At 62.5% G+C, this 19,295-nt stretch carries 21 protein-coding genes and 1 other RNA gene; 8 read left to right on the plus strand and 14 right to left on the minus strand.

The features are described 5' to 3' along the window. Positions 1 to 16: 16 nt before the first annotated feature. From ACSSVQ_RS08095 to ACSSVQ_RS08110, 4 genes are all read right to left on the minus strand, one after another. Positions 17 to 1,321: an alkyl sulfatase dimerization domain-containing protein gene (locus ACSSVQ_RS08095; RefSeq protein ID WP_454182145.1), complete on the minus strand. Its 1,305-nt coding sequence runs from the start codon at positions 1,319 to 1,321 to the stop codon at positions 17 to 19. Between the two features lie 118 nt (positions 1,322 to 1,439). Further along, positions 1,440 to 2,294 (minus strand): SDR family oxidoreductase, encoded by an 855-nt coding sequence (locus ACSSVQ_RS08100; RefSeq protein ID WP_454182146.1) that lies wholly within the window; start codon positions 2,292 to 2,294, stop codon positions 1,440 to 1,442. 78 nt (positions 2,295 to 2,372) lie between these two features. Further along, complete coding sequence (locus ACSSVQ_RS08105; protein WP_454182148.1) at positions 2,373 to 2,828, minus strand: N-acetyltransferase family protein; 456 nt, start codon at positions 2,826 to 2,828, stop codon at positions 2,373 to 2,375. A 9-nt stretch (positions 2,829 to 2,837) separates the two neighbouring features. Further along, the gene (locus ACSSVQ_RS08110; protein ID WP_454182150.1) at positions 2,838 to 3,602 is read right to left on the minus strand and encodes an SDR family NAD(P)-dependent oxidoreductase; all 765 of its coding nucleotides are present in this window, start codon (positions 3,600 to 3,602) and stop codon (positions 2,838 to 2,840) included. A gap of 389 nt (positions 3,603 to 3,991) precedes the next feature. On the opposite strand from ACSSVQ_RS08110, the gene ACSSVQ_RS08115 reads away from it, so the two are divergent. Continuing rightward, entirely contained in the window at positions 3,992 to 4,657 is a 666-nt protein-coding gene (locus tag ACSSVQ_RS08115) for an OmpA family protein (RefSeq protein ID WP_454184666.1), read from the plus strand. 49 nt (positions 4,658 to 4,706) lie between these two features. On the opposite strand, the gene ACSSVQ_RS08120 is transcribed toward ACSSVQ_RS08115, so the two are convergent. Together ACSSVQ_RS08120 and ACSSVQ_RS08125 are read right to left on the minus strand one after the other, a co-directional pair. Continuing rightward, positions 4,707 to 5,219, minus strand: a complete 513-nt coding sequence (locus tag ACSSVQ_RS08120; RefSeq protein ID WP_454182152.1) for a DinB family protein — start codon at positions 5,217 to 5,219, stop codon at positions 4,707 to 4,709. After that, positions 5,216 to 5,695 (minus strand): glutathione peroxidase, encoded by a 480-nt coding sequence (locus ACSSVQ_RS08125; protein ID WP_454182154.1) that lies wholly within the window; start codon positions 5,693 to 5,695, stop codon positions 5,216 to 5,218. Before ACSSVQ_RS08125 ends, ACSSVQ_RS08120 begins: the two co-directional genes overlap by 4 nt. Before the next feature lie 208 nt (positions 5,696 to 5,903). Between ACSSVQ_RS08125 and ACSSVQ_RS08130 the strand changes: the two genes are divergently transcribed. The 4 genes from ACSSVQ_RS08130 (at position 5,904) to ACSSVQ_RS08145 (ending at position 9,971) form a co-directional block, all read left to right on the plus strand. Beyond that, positions 5,904 to 7,190 carry an EAL domain-containing protein gene (locus tag ACSSVQ_RS08130; protein ID WP_454182156.1) on the plus strand — a complete coding sequence of 429 codons (1,287 nt, stop codon included), beginning with the start codon at positions 5,904 to 5,906 and terminating at the stop codon, positions 7,188 to 7,190. Positions 7,191 to 7,277: 87 nt separating this feature from the next. After that, positions 7,278 to 8,129: a 2,3,4,5-tetrahydropyridine-2,6-dicarboxylate N-succinyltransferase gene (dapD, locus tag ACSSVQ_RS08135; protein ID WP_454182158.1), complete on the plus strand. Its 852-nt coding sequence runs from the start codon at positions 7,278 to 7,280 to the stop codon at positions 8,127 to 8,129. Between the two features lie 46 nt (positions 8,130 to 8,175). Then, on the plus strand, positions 8,176 to 9,351 hold the full coding sequence (gene dapE / locus ACSSVQ_RS08140; RefSeq protein ID WP_454182160.1) for a succinyl-diaminopimelate desuccinylase: 1,176 nt from the start codon (positions 8,176 to 8,178) through the stop codon (positions 9,349 to 9,351). Between the two features lie 11 nt (positions 9,352 to 9,362). After that, entirely contained in the window at positions 9,363 to 9,971 is a 609-nt protein-coding gene (locus ACSSVQ_RS08145; protein ID WP_454182162.1) for a hypothetical protein, read from the plus strand. A gap of 42 nt (positions 9,972 to 10,013) precedes the next feature. Here ACSSVQ_RS08145 and truA read toward each other — a convergent pair whose 3' ends face one another. From truA to ACSSVQ_RS08165, 4 genes are all read right to left on the minus strand, one after another. After that, positions 10,014 to 10,757: a tRNA pseudouridine(38-40) synthase TruA gene (gene truA, locus ACSSVQ_RS08150; protein WP_454182164.1), complete on the minus strand. Its 744-nt coding sequence runs from the start codon at positions 10,755 to 10,757 to the stop codon at positions 10,014 to 10,016. Further along, complete coding sequence (gene fmt / locus ACSSVQ_RS08155; protein ID WP_454184667.1) at positions 10,757 to 11,689, minus strand: methionyl-tRNA formyltransferase; 933 nt, start codon at positions 11,687 to 11,689, stop codon at positions 10,757 to 10,759. The genes truA and fmt overlap by 1 nt, the downstream gene beginning before the upstream one ends. A 5-nt stretch (positions 11,690 to 11,694) precedes the next feature. Then, on the minus strand, positions 11,695 to 12,213 hold the full coding sequence (gene def / locus ACSSVQ_RS08160; protein WP_454182166.1) for a peptide deformylase: 519 nt from the start codon (positions 12,211 to 12,213) through the stop codon (positions 11,695 to 11,697). A gap of 94 nt (positions 12,214 to 12,307) precedes the next feature. Beyond that, a complete protein-coding gene (locus ACSSVQ_RS08165; RefSeq protein ID WP_454182168.1) occupies positions 12,308 to 12,754 on the minus strand; it encodes a hypothetical protein in 447 nt (148 codons plus the stop codon). 146 nt (positions 12,755 to 12,900) lie between these two features. On the opposite strand from ACSSVQ_RS08165, the gene ACSSVQ_RS08170 reads away from it, so the two are divergent. The 3 genes from ACSSVQ_RS08170 to ACSSVQ_RS08180 all read left to right on the plus strand — a co-directional run bounded on the left by ACSSVQ_RS08170 (position 12,901) and on the right by ACSSVQ_RS08180 (position 16,273). Further along, positions 12,901 to 14,019, plus strand: coding sequence for a DNA recombination protein RmuC (locus tag ACSSVQ_RS08170; RefSeq protein WP_454182170.1), 1,119 nt, complete (start codon positions 12,901 to 12,903; stop codon positions 14,017 to 14,019). Positions 14,020 to 14,154: 135 nt separating this feature from the next. Further along, positions 14,155 to 14,814, plus strand: coding sequence for a cytochrome b/b6 domain-containing protein (locus tag ACSSVQ_RS08175; protein WP_454182172.1), 660 nt, complete (start codon positions 14,155 to 14,157; stop codon positions 14,812 to 14,814). A gap of 112 nt (positions 14,815 to 14,926) precedes the next feature. After that, positions 14,927 to 16,273 (plus strand): alanine/glycine:cation symporter family protein, encoded by a 1,347-nt coding sequence (locus tag ACSSVQ_RS08180; RefSeq protein WP_454182173.1) that lies wholly within the window; start codon positions 14,927 to 14,929, stop codon positions 16,271 to 16,273. Positions 16,274 to 16,275: 2 nt separating this feature from the next. Here the strand turns inward: ACSSVQ_RS08180 and recR are convergent, their stop codons facing one another. The 4 genes from recR to ffs form a co-directional block, all read right to left on the minus strand. Next, positions 16,276 to 16,875, minus strand: coding sequence for a recombination mediator RecR (recR, locus tag ACSSVQ_RS08185; protein WP_454182175.1), 600 nt, complete (start codon positions 16,873 to 16,875; stop codon positions 16,276 to 16,278). Between the two features lie 13 nt (positions 16,876 to 16,888). Continuing rightward, on the minus strand, positions 16,889 to 17,188 hold the full coding sequence (locus tag ACSSVQ_RS08190; protein WP_454184668.1) for a YbaB/EbfC family nucleoid-associated protein: 300 nt from the start codon (positions 17,186 to 17,188) through the stop codon (positions 16,889 to 16,891). Positions 17,189 to 17,209: 21 nt separating this feature from the next. Next, positions 17,210 to 19,120: a DNA polymerase III subunit gamma/tau gene (locus tag ACSSVQ_RS08195; protein ID WP_454182177.1), complete on the minus strand. Its 1,911-nt coding sequence runs from the start codon at positions 19,118 to 19,120 to the stop codon at positions 17,210 to 17,212. Between the two features lie 63 nt (positions 19,121 to 19,183). Continuing rightward, positions 19,184 to 19,280: signal recognition particle sRNA small type (gene ffs, locus ACSSVQ_RS08200), an RNA gene on the minus strand. Between the last annotated feature and the right edge of the window lie 15 nt (positions 19,281 to 19,295).

Raw genomic sequence — 19,295 nt, forward strand, 5'->3', positions numbered from 1 at the left:
TTATTTGGTCTGTCGGCTATTCGTTGATGCCGGCCTTCTGCTTCGACTGGCGCTCGGCGAAACCGAAAATGCCCTTGGACATGAGCGAGACCTCTTCCTTGCGGCGCTTGCCGTAAACCTCCGCACGGGCGGCATGGGCCTCCCGGTTGTCGGGGTCGGCCAGCGCGGCCATTTCCGCCAGATGGCAGGCAAGCCGCATCTCGCCCTTTTCGGCCAGCTCCCGGGCCCGCGCGATAAGCGCTGCATTGCCGCCGGCCAGCGCTGCAACTTCGGCAGCCACCGCCGCGTCCGGCGCGGGCTTCAGGCGCGAGGGATTGCCGTCATACCAGCCGCCGTAAAGCCGCCAGATATTGTGAATGATGAATTCCGGCTCGTCATAGACGGGCTTGAGGTAAGGCTTGTCGAAATAGCTGGCGGGCAGCTTCACCGAATGGATGATCTCGTCGAGCCGGGCACCCGCATTCATCATCTCCAGCGACTGCTTCACCAGCAGCTCCAGCGCACTCGCGATCGTGTCGAGCACACCGGCGATGCGCGCCTTGCCCGCAATGGGAAGGCCGTGGGCAGGCAGCAGCAATTCCGGCTCGTAAGCCATCATGGCGCGCAGCGCGTTGGCCCATTCCAGCGGATAGCGCTGCACCTTTTGCGGATTGCCCGCATTGGGAAAGACCCAGGTCACGAAGTCGCCGGTGCAGACCGCCTTGTGCTCGGGCACCCAGGCCCAGAGATGATCGTCCGTTTCGCCAATGGCGTGATGCAGCTCGAAACTCGTATCGCCTGCCTTGAACGACATGCGGTCGCGGAAGGTGAGGTCGGGGTTCACCCAAGGGTCGGGACCGAAGCGGTGATGCGACGGGCCGGTGCCCTGCCCCATGCGCAGCTCTTCGGCGGGGGCAAACTGGCGCGCATTGATCGTGAAATTGTAGTCGTTGGTCAGCTCGTAGCGGCGGAAGCGCGGGACCACATTTTCATGCCCGATCACCTGCGGCTTCTTCGCCCTGTTCTCCTGCGCTTCGCAGAGAAAGCAGCCCGTGCCACCCACATGGTCGGCATGGCCATGGGTGTAACAGATGTTGGAGACCGGTTCGTCGGTCCAGCGGCGCAGCGATTTCTTCACGCCATCGGCAAAGGCTTCGAGGCTCGTATCGAAAAGCACGAGGCCGTCGCCGGTGCGGAACGTCACCACATGGGAAAACGCCTCGATGAGTGCGATGCCGTCGCCGACCTCGGACAGCTCGGTGGTGGGACGGTTGATAAGCCCCGCGCCCTCATAGATATCGTTGTCGATAAAGCGCGCCGAAGTTTCCAGAAGGTCGGCCATCGGTCTCCATCCCTGCAATTGTGTGTCTGATGCGGGGGGAGGTTCCGTCAGGGCCGTTCAGATGTCACGCGCCGCCTTTTTGTATTTCGTCAGACGAAACGCACTCTGAAAAACCCTTTTATTTCATCTGCTTGAGGCCGAGCATTTTTGCAATCATCTTGTCCAGCATGCGTGGCGGCAGGTAGCGCGTCATCATTTGCTGGATGAAGGGGTCGGGCGAGACCTCATAGCGCGTCTTGGGACTTTGAGCCGACAGCGCGTTCAGGATCACCTCGCCCAGATATTCCGGTTTGAGGCCCTGCCGCCCCTGCGCCACGAAATTGGTCTGGAAGTTCTGGAGGATGTCGAGATAGGGGCTGTTCGAATAGGGCGTGACGTCGATCTCTTCCGCCTTGTCCCAGATATTGGTCCTGACCGCGCCCGGCGCGACGACGATGACATCGATGCCGAAAAGCATGAGTTCGCGCCGCAGCGCTTCCGACATGCCTTCCACCGCGAATTTCGAGGCCGAATAGGGACCGAGGAACGGAAAGGCCCGCCTGCCGCCCACCGAGCTGATATTGACGATGCGGCCCGGCTCGCCCTTGAGGTCCGGATCGGTGCCGAGCAGCGGCGCAAAGGCCTGCGTGGTCAGCAGCGGCCCCATCACATTCACTTCGAGCTGCGTGCGCACATCGTCGGGATTGATTTCCACAAGCGGGCCGGACACTGCGATGCCCGCATTGTTGACGAGGCCGAAAAGCTTTTCACCGCCGAGCTTCTCGCGCACTTCCGCGGCGGCCTGCCTCAGCGCCGCCTCGTCCGTCACATCGAGGATGAGCGGCGTGACCCGGTCGCCGAATTCCTTTTTCAGGGCGTCGGCATCTTCCTGTTTACGGACGGTGCCGAAAACATGGATGCCGTTTTCGGCGAGCACCCTGGTGGCGCCCCGGCCGATCCCGGTCGATACGCCCGTCACGACTACGCTTTTCATGTCCGTCCTCCTCCAATGCGATTTGAGAAGGAGAATGACCGAAAAACGCCGCCCGGTCACTAGCGGGCCGATCCGGACCTAGAGGTCCAGCTCGTAGCGCAGCCAGTCGGTGCGTTCGGCGAGCTTGTCGTAGAGCGCCTGGGCGCGGACGTTGTCTTGCGCGGTTTGCCAGTAAATGCGCAGCCAGCCTTCCCCGCGGCCGCGCTCGGCAAGCCACTCGATCAGCGCGCGTCCGACGCCATGTCCCCTGACATCGGGCTTCACGAAAAGATCTTCGAGATAGCAGACGGGCCTCGGGCTCCATGTGCCGGGATGGATGATGGCATGGGCAAAACCGACCGGGCCGATCTCCTCGTCCAGCGCCATCAGCCCCATATGACCCGGCGCGGGCTCGAGAAAGCGCTCCCATGTATCGTCGGAGACGGCGGGCTCCAGCGATGTTTCGTAGAAGGTCAGATAGCCCGCCCACATCTCGTCCCATGCCGCGCGGTCGCCTGCGGTGAAGGGGCGGATATAGAGCGGGCGACCTGTCATCTTTTTTCCTCAGGCGATAGTGGCGCCGCCATCCACGACGACCGACTGGCCCGTCATGAAGGCACCGGCGGGGCTTGCCAGGAAAACCGCCGCGCCGGCGATCTCGTCCGGCAGGCCGATCCGCTTCAGCGGCGCACCGGCCGTGGAGCGTTTCAGAATGTCCGGGTCTTCCCACAGCGCGCGGGCGAAATCGGTCTTGATGAGGCCCGGCGCGATGCAGTTGGCGCGGATATTGTGTTCGCCGAATTCCACCGCGAGATTGCGCGCAAGCTGGAAGTCCGCCGCCTTGGACAGGCAATAAGCGCCGAGAATGGGGGAGCCTTTCAGGCCGCCGATGGAGGAGACGATGATGACCGCCCCGTCCTTGCGCTCCACCATCTGGGGCAGGACCATGTGGCAGAGCCAGTGATTGCTGCGCACATTCACGTCCATGATCTTGTCGAAGGCTTCATCCGGAATGTCCTTCGACGGGCCAAAATAAGGATTCACCGCGGCGTTGCAGACCAGAATGTCGATTTTTCCGAAGGTCTCGTTCGCCGTGTCCACCAGACGCTGAAGGTCGGCTTTTTCGGAAATGTTGCAAGGCACGGCGATGGCCGCACCGTCATGCTTGGCGTTGATGTCAGCGGCGACCTTTTCGCAGGCATCCGCCTTTCGGCTCGACACCACCACCTTGGCGCCCTGCTCGGCCATGCGATGGACGATGGCCTCGCCGATACCCCGGGTCGAACCGGTGACGACGGCAACCTTGCCCGTCAGATCGAATAGAGACATGAATTCGCTCCCTCTTTAGCTGGCGGCCCTTGCATCCGGCCGCTCCTTGTCCGGGCATAAACGGCCCGGTGACCTACCCTGCCGGTGGCTACCCCGATTGTCGACATTCTGCCATGAGCAAACGTCAATATGGGTTGTCGCTTAAACCGACATGGTTTTGTACACTAGCGCCGGGCAATTCCACAGGGTCGCGATGGCGATGCGCAGGAATTGGCCGACGGACGGCGCCGCCGCTTACGGCTCGCCGGGGGACGCGAATGAACAGAGGTGCGTGACAAGGGATTCGGGGTTGCGCCTTTCGGGGTAGCCTGTTGTCACAGCACAGGAAATATTTCGGGAGCCGGACCATGCGAGCGTGTCCGGCCTCCCCAAACCGGAGCTTGATGATGATACTGAAGAAATTCGCAATCGTGATGGTGTGCTCGTCACTGGGGCTGGCGGCCTGCACCACGCAAGACCCCTATACCGGCGAACAGCAGACCAGCAGCGCCACGAAGGGCGCGCTTCTGGGCGGCCTCGCAGGCGCCATCGGCGGCGCGCTTATCGGCCGCGGCGGTGCCAACCGGAACGCCATCCTGCTGGGCGCAGGCGTCGGCGCGCTGGCGGGCGGCGCCATCGGCAACTACATGGACCGTCAGGAAGCCGAGCTCACGCGCAAGCTGCGCAATTCGGGCGTCAGCGTGACGCGCGTCGGCAACGACATCATCCTGAACATGCCGGGCAATGTGACCTTCGCCACCAATTCCTCCGATATCAGCTCCAACTTCTATGAAGTGCTGAACTCGGTCGCGATCGTGCTGAAGGAATACAACAAGACGCTGATCGACGTGGCGGGCTTCACCGACTCCACAGGCTCCGCCCAGTACAACCAGGCGCTTTCCGAGCGCCGCGCCAACAGCGTCGCGCAATATCTGGTCAGTCAGGGGCTCGACAGCCGCCGCTTCTATGTGACGGGCATGGGCGAATCCAATCCCATCGCCTCCAACGCCACGGCGGAAGGCCGCGCGCAGAACCGCCGCGTGGAAATCCGCCTCTCGCCGCTGACCAACAATTGATCGGCGCAACATGAAATGCGAAAGGCCCGGCAGCGATGCCGGGCCTTTTTCATGTCCGGGGAAACAGGCTATCGGGATTGAACGGAATATCCGTTATGCCGTAATCGACGCCCATATGCCGCAACTCGCTCGTCACCTGCGAGCGGTGGTGGGTCTGGTGATTGAAGAGCTGCGACCAGAAGACGGATCGGGGCTTGTTGAGGCTCACGCCGATACGCTTGACGGTAAAACCGACCATCTCGTCGAACCAGTCCTCTTCAGCCTTGTCGGCTATGTCGATGATCCGGTCATCTTCCTTCGTCCGCAAGTCGCGCCAGGTCACCAGATTTTTCGCGATGCGCTGTTTCGGATCGAAGACCGGCGTCTCTTCGTTGCGGATGATCGCCATCAGGCGGCGGTCGACCAAAAGGATGTGATCGAGCGTCGCCAGCATGCTGCCGAAGAACATGCCGCGGTCCCTCTGCAATTCCTTTTCCTCGATGCCGGACAAGGTGCCTGAAAGGCTTTCATTCTGCCATCTGTTGTAGCGCGCCAGCTCGCGCGCGACGGTGGCGTAGCTCATGCGCCGACGAGCTTTTCGATTTCATCCACGATCGCTGCGTCGAGCGGGCTCATCTTGCTGGGAAAGACATTCACGAGCTCGCCTTCCGGCCCGATCAGATATTTGTGGAAGTTCCATTTCGGCGCGGCGTCCTCGCCCGCGATCTCTATCACCCATTGGTAGAAGGGGTGCGCTTCGCCGCCGATCACCACCTGCTTTTCGGTCATCGGAAAGTCGACGGAATAGTTCACCTCGCAGAACTCCACGATCTCCGTTTCCGTGCCCGGCTCCTGCGCGCCGAAATCGTTGGAGGGGACGCCAAGCACCACAAGGCCCTTGCCCTTGTAGCGCTCCCACAAGCCCTGCAGCTCGCGATATTGCGGCGTGAGCCCGCACTGGCTTGCCGTGTTCACGACAAGAACGGGCTGCCCCTCGAAGCTCGAAAGCGGCAGGGCCTCGCCGCGAATGGTACGGAATTCGAACTGATATGCGGTCATGACGGCCTCCTTCGCGTTTGCTGGGAAAAGCCTAGCATGGGCCGGGTGCCGCCTCCTATGCCCGGCTAGATCCGCCGCTTTTGGTTAACGGATTGGCAAGTCCTCGCTCCTTAAGGTGAAGGGAGAGTGAATTCCTGCGGCCATTCGATTGGGCAATCGAGTTGGGAACCGGCCGCATTGGGCAACTGGGTTAAAGGGGTGGGCACTCATGCCGTCTATCAAGACCACCATCCTCAACGGTGTCGCCACCGGTCTTTATATCGTGCCGTCCATCGGGGTCGGCTACGGGCTGATGACCATTGGCGGGTTCGATCCGAAACTCGCGACGCTGGGCGGCATCATTGCCTGCCTTCTCGGCGCGGAAGCGCATAGCGCCATCGCGCGCGGTATCGAGCGCAAGAAAGTACGCAGGGAACTGGACGGGCTGTCCGAGCACGCCGCCCAGCTTGCGCAGGATCTCGACAGGGCCGGCGACCGCATCGTGGAGCTGGAAGAACGCTTCGAGCGCGAGACGCAGGAGCGGATGGAACGCATCTTCTCGGAAATCCGCGTCGTCGAATCCCTGGTGAAAAGGCTCGCCGAAACACGCGGTCTCGCCATGCCGGGCGACGCCGCCCTGCCCGCTGAAAATGAAGCGCCGCGCCAGGCCCCGGAAGGCGACATGCCGCCGCCGGTACCGGTCATGCCCGTCGAAGAAATGAGCGATACCGAACTTCTCGATACGATCCGGCATTCGCTGGAGACGAACCGCGTCGATCTCTATCTGCAACCCATTGTGACCTTGCCGCAGCGCAAGGCGGTGTTCTACGAGGCGCTGTCCCGCCTGCGCACCGATGAAGGCGCGCTCATCATGCCGCGCGATTACATGAGGGTGGCGGAGCCCGCCGGCATGATGCCGACGGTCGATAACATCCTGCTGTTCCGCTGCGTGCAGGTGGTCCGCAAGCTGATGCAGCGCAATTCGAAGGCCGGCATCTTCTGCAACATCTCCGCCTTCTCGCTGCTCGATTCCGATTTCTTCCCGCAGTTCATCGATTATATGCGGCACAACGGCGATCTGGCGCATCACATCATCTTCGAATTCAGCCAGAGCACGGTCAACGGGCTCGGGCCGCTGGAACAGGAAAGCCTCGACGCATTGGCCGAGCTCGGCTTCCGCTTCTCGATGGACCAGGTGACCAGCCTGAAATTCGATCCGGCCCAGCTCTACGACCGGAATTTCCGCTTCGTGAAGGTCTCCGGCCAGACGCTGCTCGACAATAATGCGAGCGGGGATATCCATGCCGGCGACCTGAAGGAGCTTTTGCAGCGCAACGGCATCCAGCTCATCGCCGACAAGATCGAGGCGGAGCGCGAAGTGGTGAATGTCCTCGACCTGAACGCCGAATACGGCCAGGGCTATCTCTTCGGCGAGCCGCGCCCCGTGCGGCATGACGATACGAGCCCCGTCGAGGCCGTTCCCACCATTTCGCTGGCGGATACCGTCGCGGCCTGACCGCACCTCTCTCCCTCGGTTGACAGGAAAGGGCCCGCCGCTATCTTGCGCCAGCCCTTTCCTTAAAGCCTTTTGGGAGCACGCCACATGAGCGCCAGCCTTGCCGATCTGAAGCCCGTCATCGAACGCGCCTTTGAAGAACGCGATCAGGTGAATTCGGCCACCAAAGGTGAAGTGCGCGAGGCGGTGGACGAAGCGCTTCGTGCGCTGGACAAGGGCGAGGCCCGTGTCGCGGAGAAGTTCCAGGGCGAATGGGTCGTCCATCAATGGCTGAAAATGGCGGTTCTGCTGTCTTTCCGCCTCAACGACATGTCCACCATTCCCGGCGGCCCCGGCAAGGACACCAATTGGTGGGACAAGGTTCCCTCCAAGTTCGACGGCTGGGGCGAGACCGAATTTCGCTCGGCTGGCTTTCGCGCCGTGCCGAACTGCGTGGTACGCCGCTCCGCCTATATCGCCCCCAATGTGGTGCTGATGCCCTCTTTCGTGAATCTCGGCGCCTATGTCGATGAAGGCACGATGGTCGACACCTGGGCGACCGTGGGGTCCTGCGCCCAGATCGGCAAGAATGTGCATCTGTCCGGCGGTGCGGGCATTGGCGGCGTGCTGGAGCCGCTGCAGGCCAATCCGGTCGTGATCGAGGATAATTGCTTCATCGGTGCCCGCTCCGAGGTCGCCGAGGGCGTGATCGTGGGCGAGGGCGCGGTCCTCTCCATGGGCGTCTATCTGGGCGCTTCGACCAAGATCATCGACCGCGCCACGGGCGAGGTTCATATCGGCAAGGTGCCGCCCTACGCGGTCGTCGTACCGGGATCGCTGCCGGGCAAACCGAACCCTGACGGTTCGCCGAGCCCGAGCCTCTATTGCGCCGTCATCGTGAAGACGGTGGATGCCCAGACCCGCTCCAAGACCTCCATCAACGAGCTCCTGCGTACCTGAGGGGCCCATTTGACCGGACCTCACGCAGCGGGTAGAGCATTTGGCTATGACAAAGCCAGCCGCCCCCTACGATCCGGTCGAAATCGCCGCCGAGCTGATCCGCTGTCCCAGCGTCACGCCTGAGGACAAGGGCGCGCTAGGCGTGCTGGAGCGCTATCTGGCGCCGCTCGGTTTTTCCTGCGAACGCATGCCGTTTTCCGAAACGGGCACGCCGGACGTGGACAACCTCTACGCAAGGCTGGGCTCGGACGGGCCCAATTTCTGCTTTGCCGGCCATACCGATGTCGTGCCGGTAGGCGAGGCGTCTGCCTGGTCGGTCGATCCCTTTGCAGCCGAAATCAAGGCCGGCCGTCTCTTCGGCCGGGGTACCGCCGATATGAAGGGCGCCATTGCCTGCTTCATCGCCGCCGTCTCGCGCCTGTCACCCGAAGACATCAAAGGCTCGGTGAGCCTGCTTATCACGGGCGACGAGGAAGGGCCGAGTGTCAACGGCACGGTGAAGATGCTGAAGGCGCTCGATGCGCGGGGCGAAACGCTTTCCCATTGCGTGGTCGGCGAGCCGACATGCGTGAAGGCGCTTGGCGACATGATCAAGATCGGCCGCCGCGGCAGCATCAATGGCTGGCTTACCGTACGCGGCGTACAGGGCCATGTCGCCTATCCGCATCTCGCCGACAATCCGGTGCCGCGCCTGCTGGAAATGCTGCGCCGCCTCGATGCGCGCGTTCTGGATGAGGGCAACGACCACTTCCAGCCGTCGAACCTTGAAATCACTTCGGTCGATGTCGGCAATCCGACCACGAATCTTATCCCCGGCAGCGCGCGGGCACAGATCAATATCCGCTTCAATGACGAGCATACCGGCGCCTCGCTCGATGAGTGGATGCGCGGCGTGTTTGACGCGGTGACGGCAGAAACGGGTGGAACCTACGAATTCGAGACGAAGATTTCCGGCGAGGCCTTCCTCACGGAGCCGGGGGATTTCTCTTCCCTCGTTGCAGACGCGGTGGCGAAGGCGACAGGCGAAACACCAGAGCTTTCAACGAGTGGCGGCACGTCGGATGCGCGTTTCATCCGCGCCTATGCGCCGGTCGTGGAGTTCGGCCTACCCAACGCGACCATGCACAAGGCGGACGAGAACGCACTGGTAGATGACATCTCCCGGCTCGCAGATGTCTATGAAGCCATTCTGCGCGGCTATTTTGCCGTCCAGCCGGACTGAGAGGTTTTCCGATGCCCGGCGCGGAAGAAATCAGGAATGCGTTGGTCGGCGCGTGGCGTCTCACGCTCCGCGAAGACAGCGCGAGGGATTGTTTCCGCATCGACGGCTATGGCGTGGTGAATTCCTTCTTCGCCATGCTTCTCGCCATTCCGGTCTATTTCCTTACCGCGACGGCATTGTGGCGCATGGCCGCGGAGTTCGGCGTCAAGACCAATGCGGAACTCACTACCTTTACCGGCGCCTATATCGTCGGGGCTCTGCTGCATTGGGCGCTCTATCTTTTCGCCATGATCCCGACCTCGCAGCGGCTTGGACTGGTCAACTCGTTCGGCGCTTATATCGTCACCTATAATTGGGGAACGCTCTTCACGGCGCTGGCGATGGCCATTCCCTTCGCCCTCTTTTCCCTCGGCGCGATTTCCGGGGCGGTGGCAACGATGCTGACGATGCCGGCATGGACGCTGCTCGGCTGGTATCGCTGGCAGATTGCGCGCACGGTTTTCGGTGCGGAGCCGCCGATCGCCCTTGCGCTCATCCTGTTCGATTTCGTATTGAACATCACCGTCAGCCAGGTGGTCGGCTGGCTCCTCATGCCCGGCGTGACGGCAAGCGCCGCATAGCGCAGCCTTCCCGGGGACCGAAGCCGGGGCCCGGCCTGGCGTTCAGTCCGGATAGTCCACGCGCACGAGATAAAGCCCGTCGGGCGGGGAGACCGGTCCGCAGGCGGCGCGGTCTTTCGCGCTCAACGCCTTTTCCACGTCGCGCCGCGCCCACTTTCCCTCACCGACCAGTTTCAATGTACCGACAATCGAGCGCACCTGATTGTGCAGGAAAGAACGCGCCTCGCAGGTGATCTCGATTTCCTCCGCGTAGCGCGACACGGTAATGCGGTCCATGGTCTTGACTGGCGATTTCGCCTGGCACTGCATGGAACGGAAGGTGGTGAAGTCGTGTTTGCCGATCAGCGCCTGCGCGGCGTCATGCATGGCTTCGGCATCGAGCGGGCGATGGACGAGCCAGGCCTGTTTCGCATCCAGCGTCAGCGGCGCGCGGCGATTGATGATGCGGTAGAGATAATGCCGCTTGATCGCGCCGAAGCGCGCCTCGAAACTGTCCGGCACCTGCTCGGCCTCGACGATGGCAACCGGATGGCCGCGCATATGCGCATTGACCGCATCGCGCAGCGTGTCGGGCCGGACCTCATCTTCGAGATCGATATGGGCAACCTGGCCCAGCGCATGAACGCCCGCATCGGTGCGCCCCGCGCCCGCCACGCGCACCTCCTGACCGCAGAACCCCTTGATGCCGTCTTCCAGCGTCTGCTGCACCGACATGCCGTTCGTCTGGGCCTGCCAGCCGACAAAGGGCGAGCCGTTATATTCGATGGTGAGCTTGTAGCGGGGCATCAGCCGAGCCTCTCGCCCTTTGCCAGCTTGAAACCGCGCAGGAAATCGTCCGCCTGCATGGCGCCCTTGCCGGCGCGCTGCAGCGTGTCGAGGCGCAGTGCGCTCTCGCCGCAGGCAATCGTAATGCCGCCCTCGAGAGACAGCACCTCGCCAGGGGCTCCCTTTCCGTCCACCGGCTGCGCTTTCAACACTTTCACGCGGACCTGTTTGCCGTCGCGTTCCATCTCGAAAAATGCGCCGGGAAAAGGCGTCAGGCCGCGGATATGACAATCGAGACCCTGCGCCGGACGCGACCAGTCGATCCTAGCTTCCGCCTTTTCGATCTTCTTCGCATAGGTGACGCCCTCTTCCGGCTGCGGCGTCGGGGTCAACTGGCCGAGGCTCAGGGCGGCCAATGCCCGCCCCATGAGCGAGGCACCGATTTGCGACAGACGGTCATGCAGCGTACCGGCATTGTCGTCCGGGCCGATGGCCACGCGCTCGGCGAGCAGGATGGGGCCGGTATCGAGCCCCTCTTCCATCTGCATCACCATGACGCCGGTTTCCGCATCGCCCGCCATGATCGCGCGCTGGATGGGCGCGGCGCCCCGCCAACGCGGCAACAGCGAGGCGTGAAGATTGAGACATCCGAGCTGCGGCGCATCGAGAACAGGCTTCGGCAACAGCATGCCATATGCCACCACCACCGCAAGATCGAGGTCGAGCGCGGCGAAGGCGGCCTGCTCCTCCTCCAATTTCAGCGAGGTGGGGGTGCGGACCGGGATGCCTGCATCCTCGGCAAATTTGTGAACGGGAGAAGGCGTCTCGGCCATGCCCCGCCCGGCCTTGCGGGGCGGCTGGCTGTAGACGGCCACCACCTCATGGCCCGCGGCCAGAAGTTCCGCCAGCACCGGCACCGCAAAATCGGGGGTGCCCATGAAGGCGATGCGCATGGGACTCACGCTGGTTCCTTGAGCTTTTTCTGCTTGGCGAGCTTTTTCAGCATCATCTCGCGCTTGGTGCGCGACAGATGGTCGATGAAGAGAATGCCTTCCAGATGGTCCATCTCGTGCTGAAGACAGGTGGCCAGCATCTCGTCGCAATCATGCTCGCGGATTTCGCCCTGGTAATCGAGATAACGAATACGGCATTTGGCCGGGCGTTCCACATCCTCGTAGAAATCCGGCACCGAGAGGCAGCCTTCTTCATAGACAGACATGTCTTCCGATGTGCTCAGGATTTCCGGGTTCACGAAATAGCGCGGCTCCGGCTCCTCACCGTCCTTGGCAAGATCCATCACGATGACGCGCTTCGGCACCCCGATCTGGATGGCGGCCAGGCCGATGCCGGGCGCGTCATACATGGTCTCCAGCATGTCATCCATCAGGGCGCGCAGCTCGTCATCGACCTTCTCCACAGGTTTGGAGACCTGCTTCAGGCGCGGATCGGGCGCGGTTATGATTTCTCGTATGGCCATGACGTTTAGGTAAGCCGCCCGGCGCGCGGGGTCAAGCCGGGCCTTTTCGCCCGGTTTTCCCCGAAAATCAGCCGTATATCGATAAATTGGCCAGTCACGGGTCGCAGTTGGACACGCAAACCTGACGGGACGTCACCTTTCCGCCACAGGCCGAGTAGCACTGATTGAAATTCGGCTGGCATTGCGAGGTATCGGCCCGGCACATGTAGTAATAAGGCTGCTTGCGCTTCGGCTCTTTCGGTTCTGCATATTTGGTGGGATCCGCCGCCCGCAGCTTCAGCGCCACGATGTAATCGTCCATCGCCTTTTTGTAGTCGCGATCGGCTTTCCTATCCTGCTCCCGGCGGCATTGCCGCTCCTCATCCCTGGCCACCCGCTCACAGAACTGCTTGCCCTGCTGGCATTGCTGGATGCACTGCATCCCCGCTGCGCTCGTCGGCGGCTGAAAATCGTAGTGCGTTTCGATGACAGGTCCGCAGGCCGCGAGAGCCAGAGCGGAAATAACAGCGCCCAGCGCGCCGAGAAGCCGAAGCTTGCCCATGGAAATGCCCCCCAAAGGCGTTGATATGGAAGAATGATAGGGAGCTGGCGAGAGTTTGGAACGATTTAATTTCGCTCGCGAGCACAGCTCCGGCGCGGGGCGCGACCGGGTGAATCGGATATAGTCCAACCGAAAGGAAGGACCTCATGACCGACTCGCTCCTCATTGCGCTTGTCATCGCCGCCGCCATTCTGGGCGCGGGCGTCCTCGTCATGCTCGCGCTGAAGCGGCGGCCGGACAGCAGCGAGGGGGAAGCGGAACGGCTGGTGCAACAGCTCATCCAGCAGCAATCCGAACTGGCGGGTCGCATCGCAACCATTTCGGAATCGCAGACCCAGACCCGGCAGGAAATTACCCAGACGCTGAACGAGCGGCTGGAGAACGTCTCCCAGCGCATGGGGCAGAGCTTGGAAGACAGTGCGAAGAAGACCGCGGAGACGCTCGGCAATCTCACCAACCGCCTGACCGTGATCGACGAGGCGCAGAAGAATATCACCGAGCTTTCCAGCCAGGTGGTGGGCTTGCAGGACATTCTCGCGAACCGGCAGGCGCGCGGCGCATTCGGCGAAGTGCAGCTCAACGATATCGTGGTGAATGCGTTGCCGCCCTCGGCCTATTCCTTCCAGACGACGCTCGGCAATGGCTCCCGGGTGGACTGCCTGATCAAGCTGCCCAACCCGCCCGGTTCCATCGGGATCGACGCCAAGTTCCCGCTCGACGCCTATCACGCGCTGCGGAACGCGCAGGACGAGGCCGGGAAAACGGCCGCGGCGCGGCAGTTCCGCTCCGACCTTCAAAAACACATCGCCGCGATTTCGGAAAAATACATCGTGCCCGGGGAGACGGCGGAATCGGCGCTAATGTTCCTGCCCTCCGAGGCCGTTTATGCGGAGCTTCACGCAAATTTCCCCGATGTGGTGCAGAAGAGCTATCAGGCCCGCGTCTGGATCGTCTCGCCCACCACGCTGATGGCGACGCTCAATACGGTGCGAGCCGTGCTGAAGGATGCGCGGATGCGCGAACAGGCAGGCGTCATCCAGAAATATGTCGGCTTGCTGCTTCAGGATGTGACGCTTCTGGAAAAGCGGGTGGACAAGCTCGGCAATCATTTCCGTCAGGCCGAAGGCGACATCAACGACATCAAGACGTCGACGGAGCGCATCGCCAAGCGGAGCGAGAGGATCCAGGAAGTCGAGATGAGCGAGGAAGATGAGGCCGCCATCGCACCGACCAAGCCGACGCCGGACCTGCTCGACAGCAAATAAGAATAATCCGCAATATCATCAGCATACGGGATATTCCGCCGCGCGACGGAATCGGAATTCTGCTGCGTTGAAGGTGTAGTTTGCATCTTCCACACGCCCGCCATCCGCTGTCGGGCGCATAGCAGGAGTCCCGTCATGCCAGAAACCTCCGCCCCGGCCACCGTCAAGGTCTGGGATCCCTTTATCCGCGTCTTCCACTGGGTTCTGGCGATCGGTTTCACGGTCGCCTATCTGACCGAGGGCGAACCGGAATGGCTTCACATCACGGCAGGCTTCACGGTCGCCGGTCTCGTGGCGGCGCGTATCGTCTGGGGGTTCGTCGGTCCGCAACATGCGCGTTTTTCCGACTTCACCTATTCGCCCGCAAAAGTCTTCGGCTATCTGCGCGACCTCGTGACCTTCCGCGCCAAGCGCTATATCGGCCACAGCCCGGCGGGCGGCGCCATGGTGATCGCGCTGCTCATCTCGCTTGCGGGCACGACCGGCACCGGCGCGTATATGTATTTCTTCGGCGAAGGGGAAGGCGCCTCGCGGCAGGAAAGTTTCACCCCCGAAAAAGCGATACTCGCCGCCGAGGGACTGATCGTCACGCCGGCCTATGCCGATGAGGACGAGTATGGCGAAGAACACGAAGGCGGCGAACATGAGGAGGATTCGCTGGAGGAAATTCACGAGTTCTTCGCAAACCTCACCCTGTTCCTGGTGATCCTGCATCTGGGCGGCGTGGCGCTGGCAAGTTTCGCGCATAAGGAAAACCTGCCCCGCGCCATGGTGACCGGCGAAAAACGGAGCTGATCCTCCGCTCCCCCGTCAAAAAAGAGGGCGGCAAAACCGCCCTCTTTTGCTACCGTTTCCTCAAGGCAGCGTATCGGGCACGCTGCCAAACGGCTTTTGAGGGGAACGGGGCATGGACTTCATCACCGACATCATCGCGCCAATCGACAGTTTTCTGTGGGGACCGCCCATGCTGGTGGCGCTGTCCCTGACAGGCCTCTTCCTGATGGTCGGTCTGCGCTTCATGCCGTTGCGCAAGATCCCCACAGCCTTCGGCATGCTCGCCAAACGGTCGGAAGGCGAAGGCGACATCTCTCCCTTCCAGGCATTGATGACGGCGCTCGCCGCCACCGTGGGCACAGGCAATATCGCAGGCGTCGCCACCGCCATCTTCATCGGCGGGCCGGGCGCCCTCTTTTACATGTGGCTGATCGCGCTTGTGGGCATGGCCACCAAATATTCCGAGGCGGTCTGCGCCATCGCCTATCGCGAAGTCGATGAAAACGGCGATCATGTCGGCGGCCCGATGTACTACATCAAGAATGGTGTCGGCGCGCGCTTCCCGGCACTCGCCGCCTTCCTTGCGCCGGCCTTTGCGGTTTTCACCGCGCTGGCAGGCTTCGGCATCGGCAATACGGTGCAGGCGAACTCCGTCGCCGACGCGCTCGGCGCCAGCTTCGACATTCCGACCTGGATTACGGGGCTCGTCATCGCGGTTGCGGTGGGGCTTGTCCTGATCGGCGGTATTCGTCGCATCGCAGATGTAGCAGGCGCCCTGGTACCTACCATGATCGTTGCCTATCTCGGCACCGGGCTCGCCATTCTGGTCATGAACGCGGCCGAAATTCCCGGTGCGCTTTCACTTGTCTTCCATCACGCCTTCACGCCCGCGGCCGCGGGCGGCGGGTTTGCCGGCGCGACCGTGATGATGGCCATCCGCTATGGCGTGGCGCGCGGCGTGTTTTCCAACGAGGCCGGCCTTGGTAGCGCCCCCATCGCCCATGCGGCGGCAAGGACGAACGATCCTGTACGACAGGGCCTCATCGCGATGCTGGGTACCTTCATCGACACGATCATCGTCTGCACCATGACGGGGCTTGTCATCATTACATCGGGTGCATGGCAGAGCGGCGAGAACGGCGCGGCGCTGACCAGCCTCGCTTTCGCGCACAGCTTCTCTTTCGGCAATGAGATCGTGGCCGTCGCCCTCTCCGTCTTCGCTTTCACGACGCTTCTGGGCTGGAGCTATTACGGCGAGAAGGCAGTGGAATTCCTGTTCGGCGTGAAGGCGATCATGCCCTATCGCATTCTCTGGGTGATCGCGATCCCGATTGGCGCAACGACCAGTCTCAGTTTCGTCTGGTTGCTGGCCGATACGCTGAATGCGATGATGGCGATTCCGAACCTGATCGGGCTGCTCATTCTCGCGCCGGGCATCTTTGCCATGACAAAGGCCTATTTCGCGGCGGAGAAAGCCTGAAATCAGAAGGGGCGTCTCGACTTCATGGCGGCGGCCAGCGTGCCGTCGTCAAGATAGTCGAGTTCGCCGCCCACGGGGACACCGTGGGCAAGACGGGAAATCGAGATGCCAGTCCCGTCCAGCCGATCCATGATGTAATGCGCCGTAGCCTGACCATCGACGGTCGCATTCATGGCGAGGATGATTTCCTTCACTTCGCCATTGCGGGCGCGCTCGACGAGCTTGCCGATATTGAGGTCATCCGGCCCTACGCCATCCAGCGCGGACAGCACGCCGCCCAGCACATGGTAGCCGCCCTGATGTGCGCCCGCGCGCTCCAGGGCCCAAAGATCGCCGACTTCTTCCACCACACAGATCGAGGCCGCATCGCGCCTCGGATCCGCGCATATGGTGCAGGGGTCACACGTATCGACATTACCGCAGGTGGAACAGATGCATGCCTTTTCCGCTGCGTCCGCCATGGCGGCGGCAAGCGGTATGAGCAGCGCATCCTTTTTCTTGATGAGGTGCAGCACGGCGCGGCGCGCGGAACGGGGGCCAAGCCCCGGCAGTTTCGCCAGAAGCTGGATCAGTCTTTCGATTTCCGGTCCGGCAACGCTCATGCGCGGTCAGCCGTCAAAGGCCAAGGCCGGGCGGCAGTTGAAGGCCGCCGGTCAGCTCCTTCATCTTCTCCTGCGCGGCGCGTTCGGCCTTGCCCTTCGCATCGGCGGATGCGGCCACGATGAGGTCTTCGAGAATTTCGCGCTCGTCTTCCTTCATCAGGCTCGGGTCGATCGCGACTTTCGTCATCTCGCCCTTGCCCGTCATGGTGACATTCACCATGCCGCCGCCGGCGCTTCCCTGCACTTCCAGCGTTTCAAGCTCGGTCTGAAGCTGTTCCATCTTGCCCTGCAGCTCGCGGGCCTGCTTCATCATGTCGCCAAGGTTTTTCACGCGTCACTCCATTTCATCGTCGCCAATGGGCAGACCGTCGAAATCTTCGAGGGCCTCGTCCGGATCGGCGGGCATGATCTCTTCGCCTTGCGGCAATTCCATGTCGGGCATGCGGACACTTACGATCTCCGCACCCGGAAAGGTGTTGAGAGCCGCCTGAACCAGCGGGTCCTTGCGGGCCTCGTCTTTCAACATCTCTTCGCGCGTCTGCGCCTGCTCGCGCAGCGTCGGCGCATTGGTCGCGCCCGCGCGCGCCAGCGAGACGACCCAACGCTGGCCGGTAAAGCTTTTCAGCTTGGTCGCAACTTCATTGGCGATGCTGCCGGGCGTTTCGTCCAGCAGGCTGATTTCGATATGGCCGGGTTCGAAGCTGACCAGCCGCACACCGGATTCCAGAAAGGTCTTGAGGCGGATATCGCGCTGCTTGCCGAAATAGGCAACTACCGCTTCGAAACTGTCGAGCGTGACGGCGGGCGCGGCTTCCACATATTCCACCTGCGGCTGTGCGACCGCCTGACCGCCGCCCTGCACCGAGCGCAATTGGGCGCGGGCACCGCCGCCGCCGTTTCCGCCCCCATTTCCGCCACTGGCAGGCGCGCCGCGCGACACGGACACCGCGCCGCCGCTCTTCAATTGTTCGAGGAGGTCTTCCGGCCCCGGACCGTCCGAGACATAGGCAATGCGGACGAGGACCATTTCGGCCGCAGCGATGGGACGCGCGGCGTTCTGCACCTCGGTGATGCCCTTCAAAAGCATCTGCCAGACGCGGGAAAGAACCCGGATCGGAAGTTTCTGCGCCATGGCGCGGCCGCGTTCGCGTTCGGTTTCCGACATCGCAAGATCGTCGCCCGCGCCGTCGACGAGCTTGAGCCGCGTCAGCCAATGGGTCAGATCGGCGAGGTCGGACAGCACGACCACAGGGTCGGCGCCGACATCGTATTGCGCGCGCAGCTCGCCCAGCGCACCGGCGATATCGCCCTGCATGAGAAGGTCGAAGAGATCGAAGATGCGCGCCCGGTCGGCAAGGCCCAGCATGTCGCGCACATCCGCCTCGACGATGCGGCCTTCCGCATGCGAGATGGCGCGGTCGAGCAGGGAGAGCGAATCGCGCGCCGACCCGTCTGCGGCGCGGGCGATCATCTTCACCGCCGCGTCTTCCAGTTCGACATGCTCCTTTTGCGCGACGCCGGTGAGCAGCCCCGTCAGTTCGTCCGCCGACAGGCGGCGCAGGTCGAAACGCTGGCAGCGCGACAGCACGGTCACGGGCACCTTGCGGATTTCGGTGGTGGCGAAGATGAACTTCACATGGGCGGGCGGTTCCTCAAGCGTCTTCAGAAGGCCGTTGAAAGCGGCCTTCGAGAGCATATGAACCTCGTCGATGATGTAGACCTTGTAGCGCGCGGAAACCGGCAGGTAGCGCACGCTGTCGATGATCTCGCGGATGTCGTCGATGCCGGTGCGCGAGGCCGCGTCCATCTCCAGCACATCCTGATGGCGGGATTCCATAATGGCTTCGCAATGAACGCCGAAACCATCCATATGGATGGTGGGGCCGCCGGTATTGCGCCCTTCGCCCGGCTTTTCGTAATTGAGCGCCCGGGCAAGGATGCGCGCCGTCGTCGTCTTACCCACGCCGCGCACGCCGGTCAGCATGAAGGCATGCGCGATACGCCCCTGCTCGAAGGCATTGCGGAGCGTGCGGACCATGGCCTCCTGGCCGATCAGATCCTCGAAAACGGTGGGGCGGTATTTGCGCGCCAGCACCTGATAGCCGCTGCCGGTCCCGGGCACGTCGCTCACAGGCTGGAGCGCATCGGGCGCCGGTTCGTCGCCCAGATTGAAGCCCGGCTCGGTGGCAGGGTCCGGCTTGTGCGGCTCTTCCTCGGGGACGAGATCATCCACGTTGTCATCCATGGAACGTCCGTGTCCCTCCGGAGCCTGCGCGGAGCCAAGCTGTCGCGCAGAAGATTGAATGAGGTGGGAGGCTGGACAGACGACCCGAGCCAATCTCGTTACGGCTGCTTCCTTCCGGACCTGACCGGGTTGGCGAGGGACCCGTCCGCCGCCAACCTCCCGGGCCCAATATCGT

The organism is Parvibaculum sp. MBR-TMA-1.3b-4.2, from assembly GCF_053628815.1.

Coding starts and splice junctions, on each gene's coding strand:
- ACSSVQ_RS08095 (WP_454182145.1), bottom strand. CDS start 1,321: ATGGCCGACCTTCTGGAAACTTCGGCGCGCTTTATCGACAACGATATC.
- ACSSVQ_RS08100 (WP_454182146.1), bottom strand. CDS start 2,294: ATGAAAAGCGTAGTCGTGACGGGCGTATCGACCGGGATCGGCCGGGGC.
- ACSSVQ_RS08105 (WP_454182148.1), bottom strand. CDS start 2,828: ATGACAGGTCGCCCGCTCTATATCCGCCCCTTCACCGCAGGCGACCGC.
- ACSSVQ_RS08110 (WP_454182150.1), bottom strand. CDS start 3,602: ATGTCTCTATTCGATCTGACGGGCAAGGTTGCCGTCGTCACCGGTTCG.
- ACSSVQ_RS08120 (WP_454182152.1), bottom strand. CDS start 5,219: ATGAGCTACGCCACCGTCGCGCGCGAGCTGGCGCGCTACAACAGATGG.
- ACSSVQ_RS08125 (WP_454182154.1), bottom strand. CDS start 5,695: ATGACCGCATATCAGTTCGAATTCCGTACCATTCGCGGCGAGGCCCTG.
- ACSSVQ_RS08130 (WP_454182156.1), top strand. CDS start 5,904: ATGCCGTCTATCAAGACCACCATCCTCAACGGTGTCGCCACCGGTCTT.
- dapD (WP_454182158.1), top strand. CDS start 7,278: ATGAGCGCCAGCCTTGCCGATCTGAAGCCCGTCATCGAACGCGCCTTT.
- dapE (WP_454182160.1), top strand. CDS start 8,176: ATGACAAAGCCAGCCGCCCCCTACGATCCGGTCGAAATCGCCGCCGAG.
- ACSSVQ_RS08145 (WP_454182162.1), top strand. CDS start 9,363: ATGCCCGGCGCGGAAGAAATCAGGAATGCGTTGGTCGGCGCGTGGCGT.
- truA (WP_454182164.1), bottom strand. CDS start 10,757: ATGCCCCGCTACAAGCTCACCATCGAATATAACGGCTCGCCCTTTGTC.
- fmt (WP_454184667.1), bottom strand. CDS start 11,689: ATGCGCATCGCCTTCATGGGCACCCCCGATTTTGCGGTGCCGGTGCTG.
- def (WP_454182166.1), bottom strand. CDS start 12,213: ATGGCCATACGAGAAATCATAACCGCGCCCGATCCGCGCCTGAAGCAG.
- ACSSVQ_RS08165 (WP_454182168.1), bottom strand. CDS start 12,754: ATGGGCAAGCTTCGGCTTCTCGGCGCGCTGGGCGCTGTTATTTCCGCT.
- ACSSVQ_RS08170 (WP_454182170.1), top strand. CDS start 12,901: ATGACCGACTCGCTCCTCATTGCGCTTGTCATCGCCGCCGCCATTCTG.
- ACSSVQ_RS08175 (WP_454182172.1), top strand. CDS start 14,155: ATGCCAGAAACCTCCGCCCCGGCCACCGTCAAGGTCTGGGATCCCTTT.
- ACSSVQ_RS08180 (WP_454182173.1), top strand. CDS start 14,927: ATGGACTTCATCACCGACATCATCGCGCCAATCGACAGTTTTCTGTGG.
- recR (WP_454182175.1), bottom strand. CDS start 16,875: ATGAGCGTTGCCGGACCGGAAATCGAAAGACTGATCCAGCTTCTGGCG.
- ACSSVQ_RS08190 (WP_454184668.1), bottom strand. CDS start 17,188: ATGATGAAGCAGGCCCGCGAGCTGCAGGGCAAGATGGAACAGCTTCAG.
- ACSSVQ_RS08195 (WP_454182177.1), bottom strand. CDS start 19,120: ATGGATGACAACGTGGATGATCTCGTCCCCGAGGAAGAGCCGCACAAG.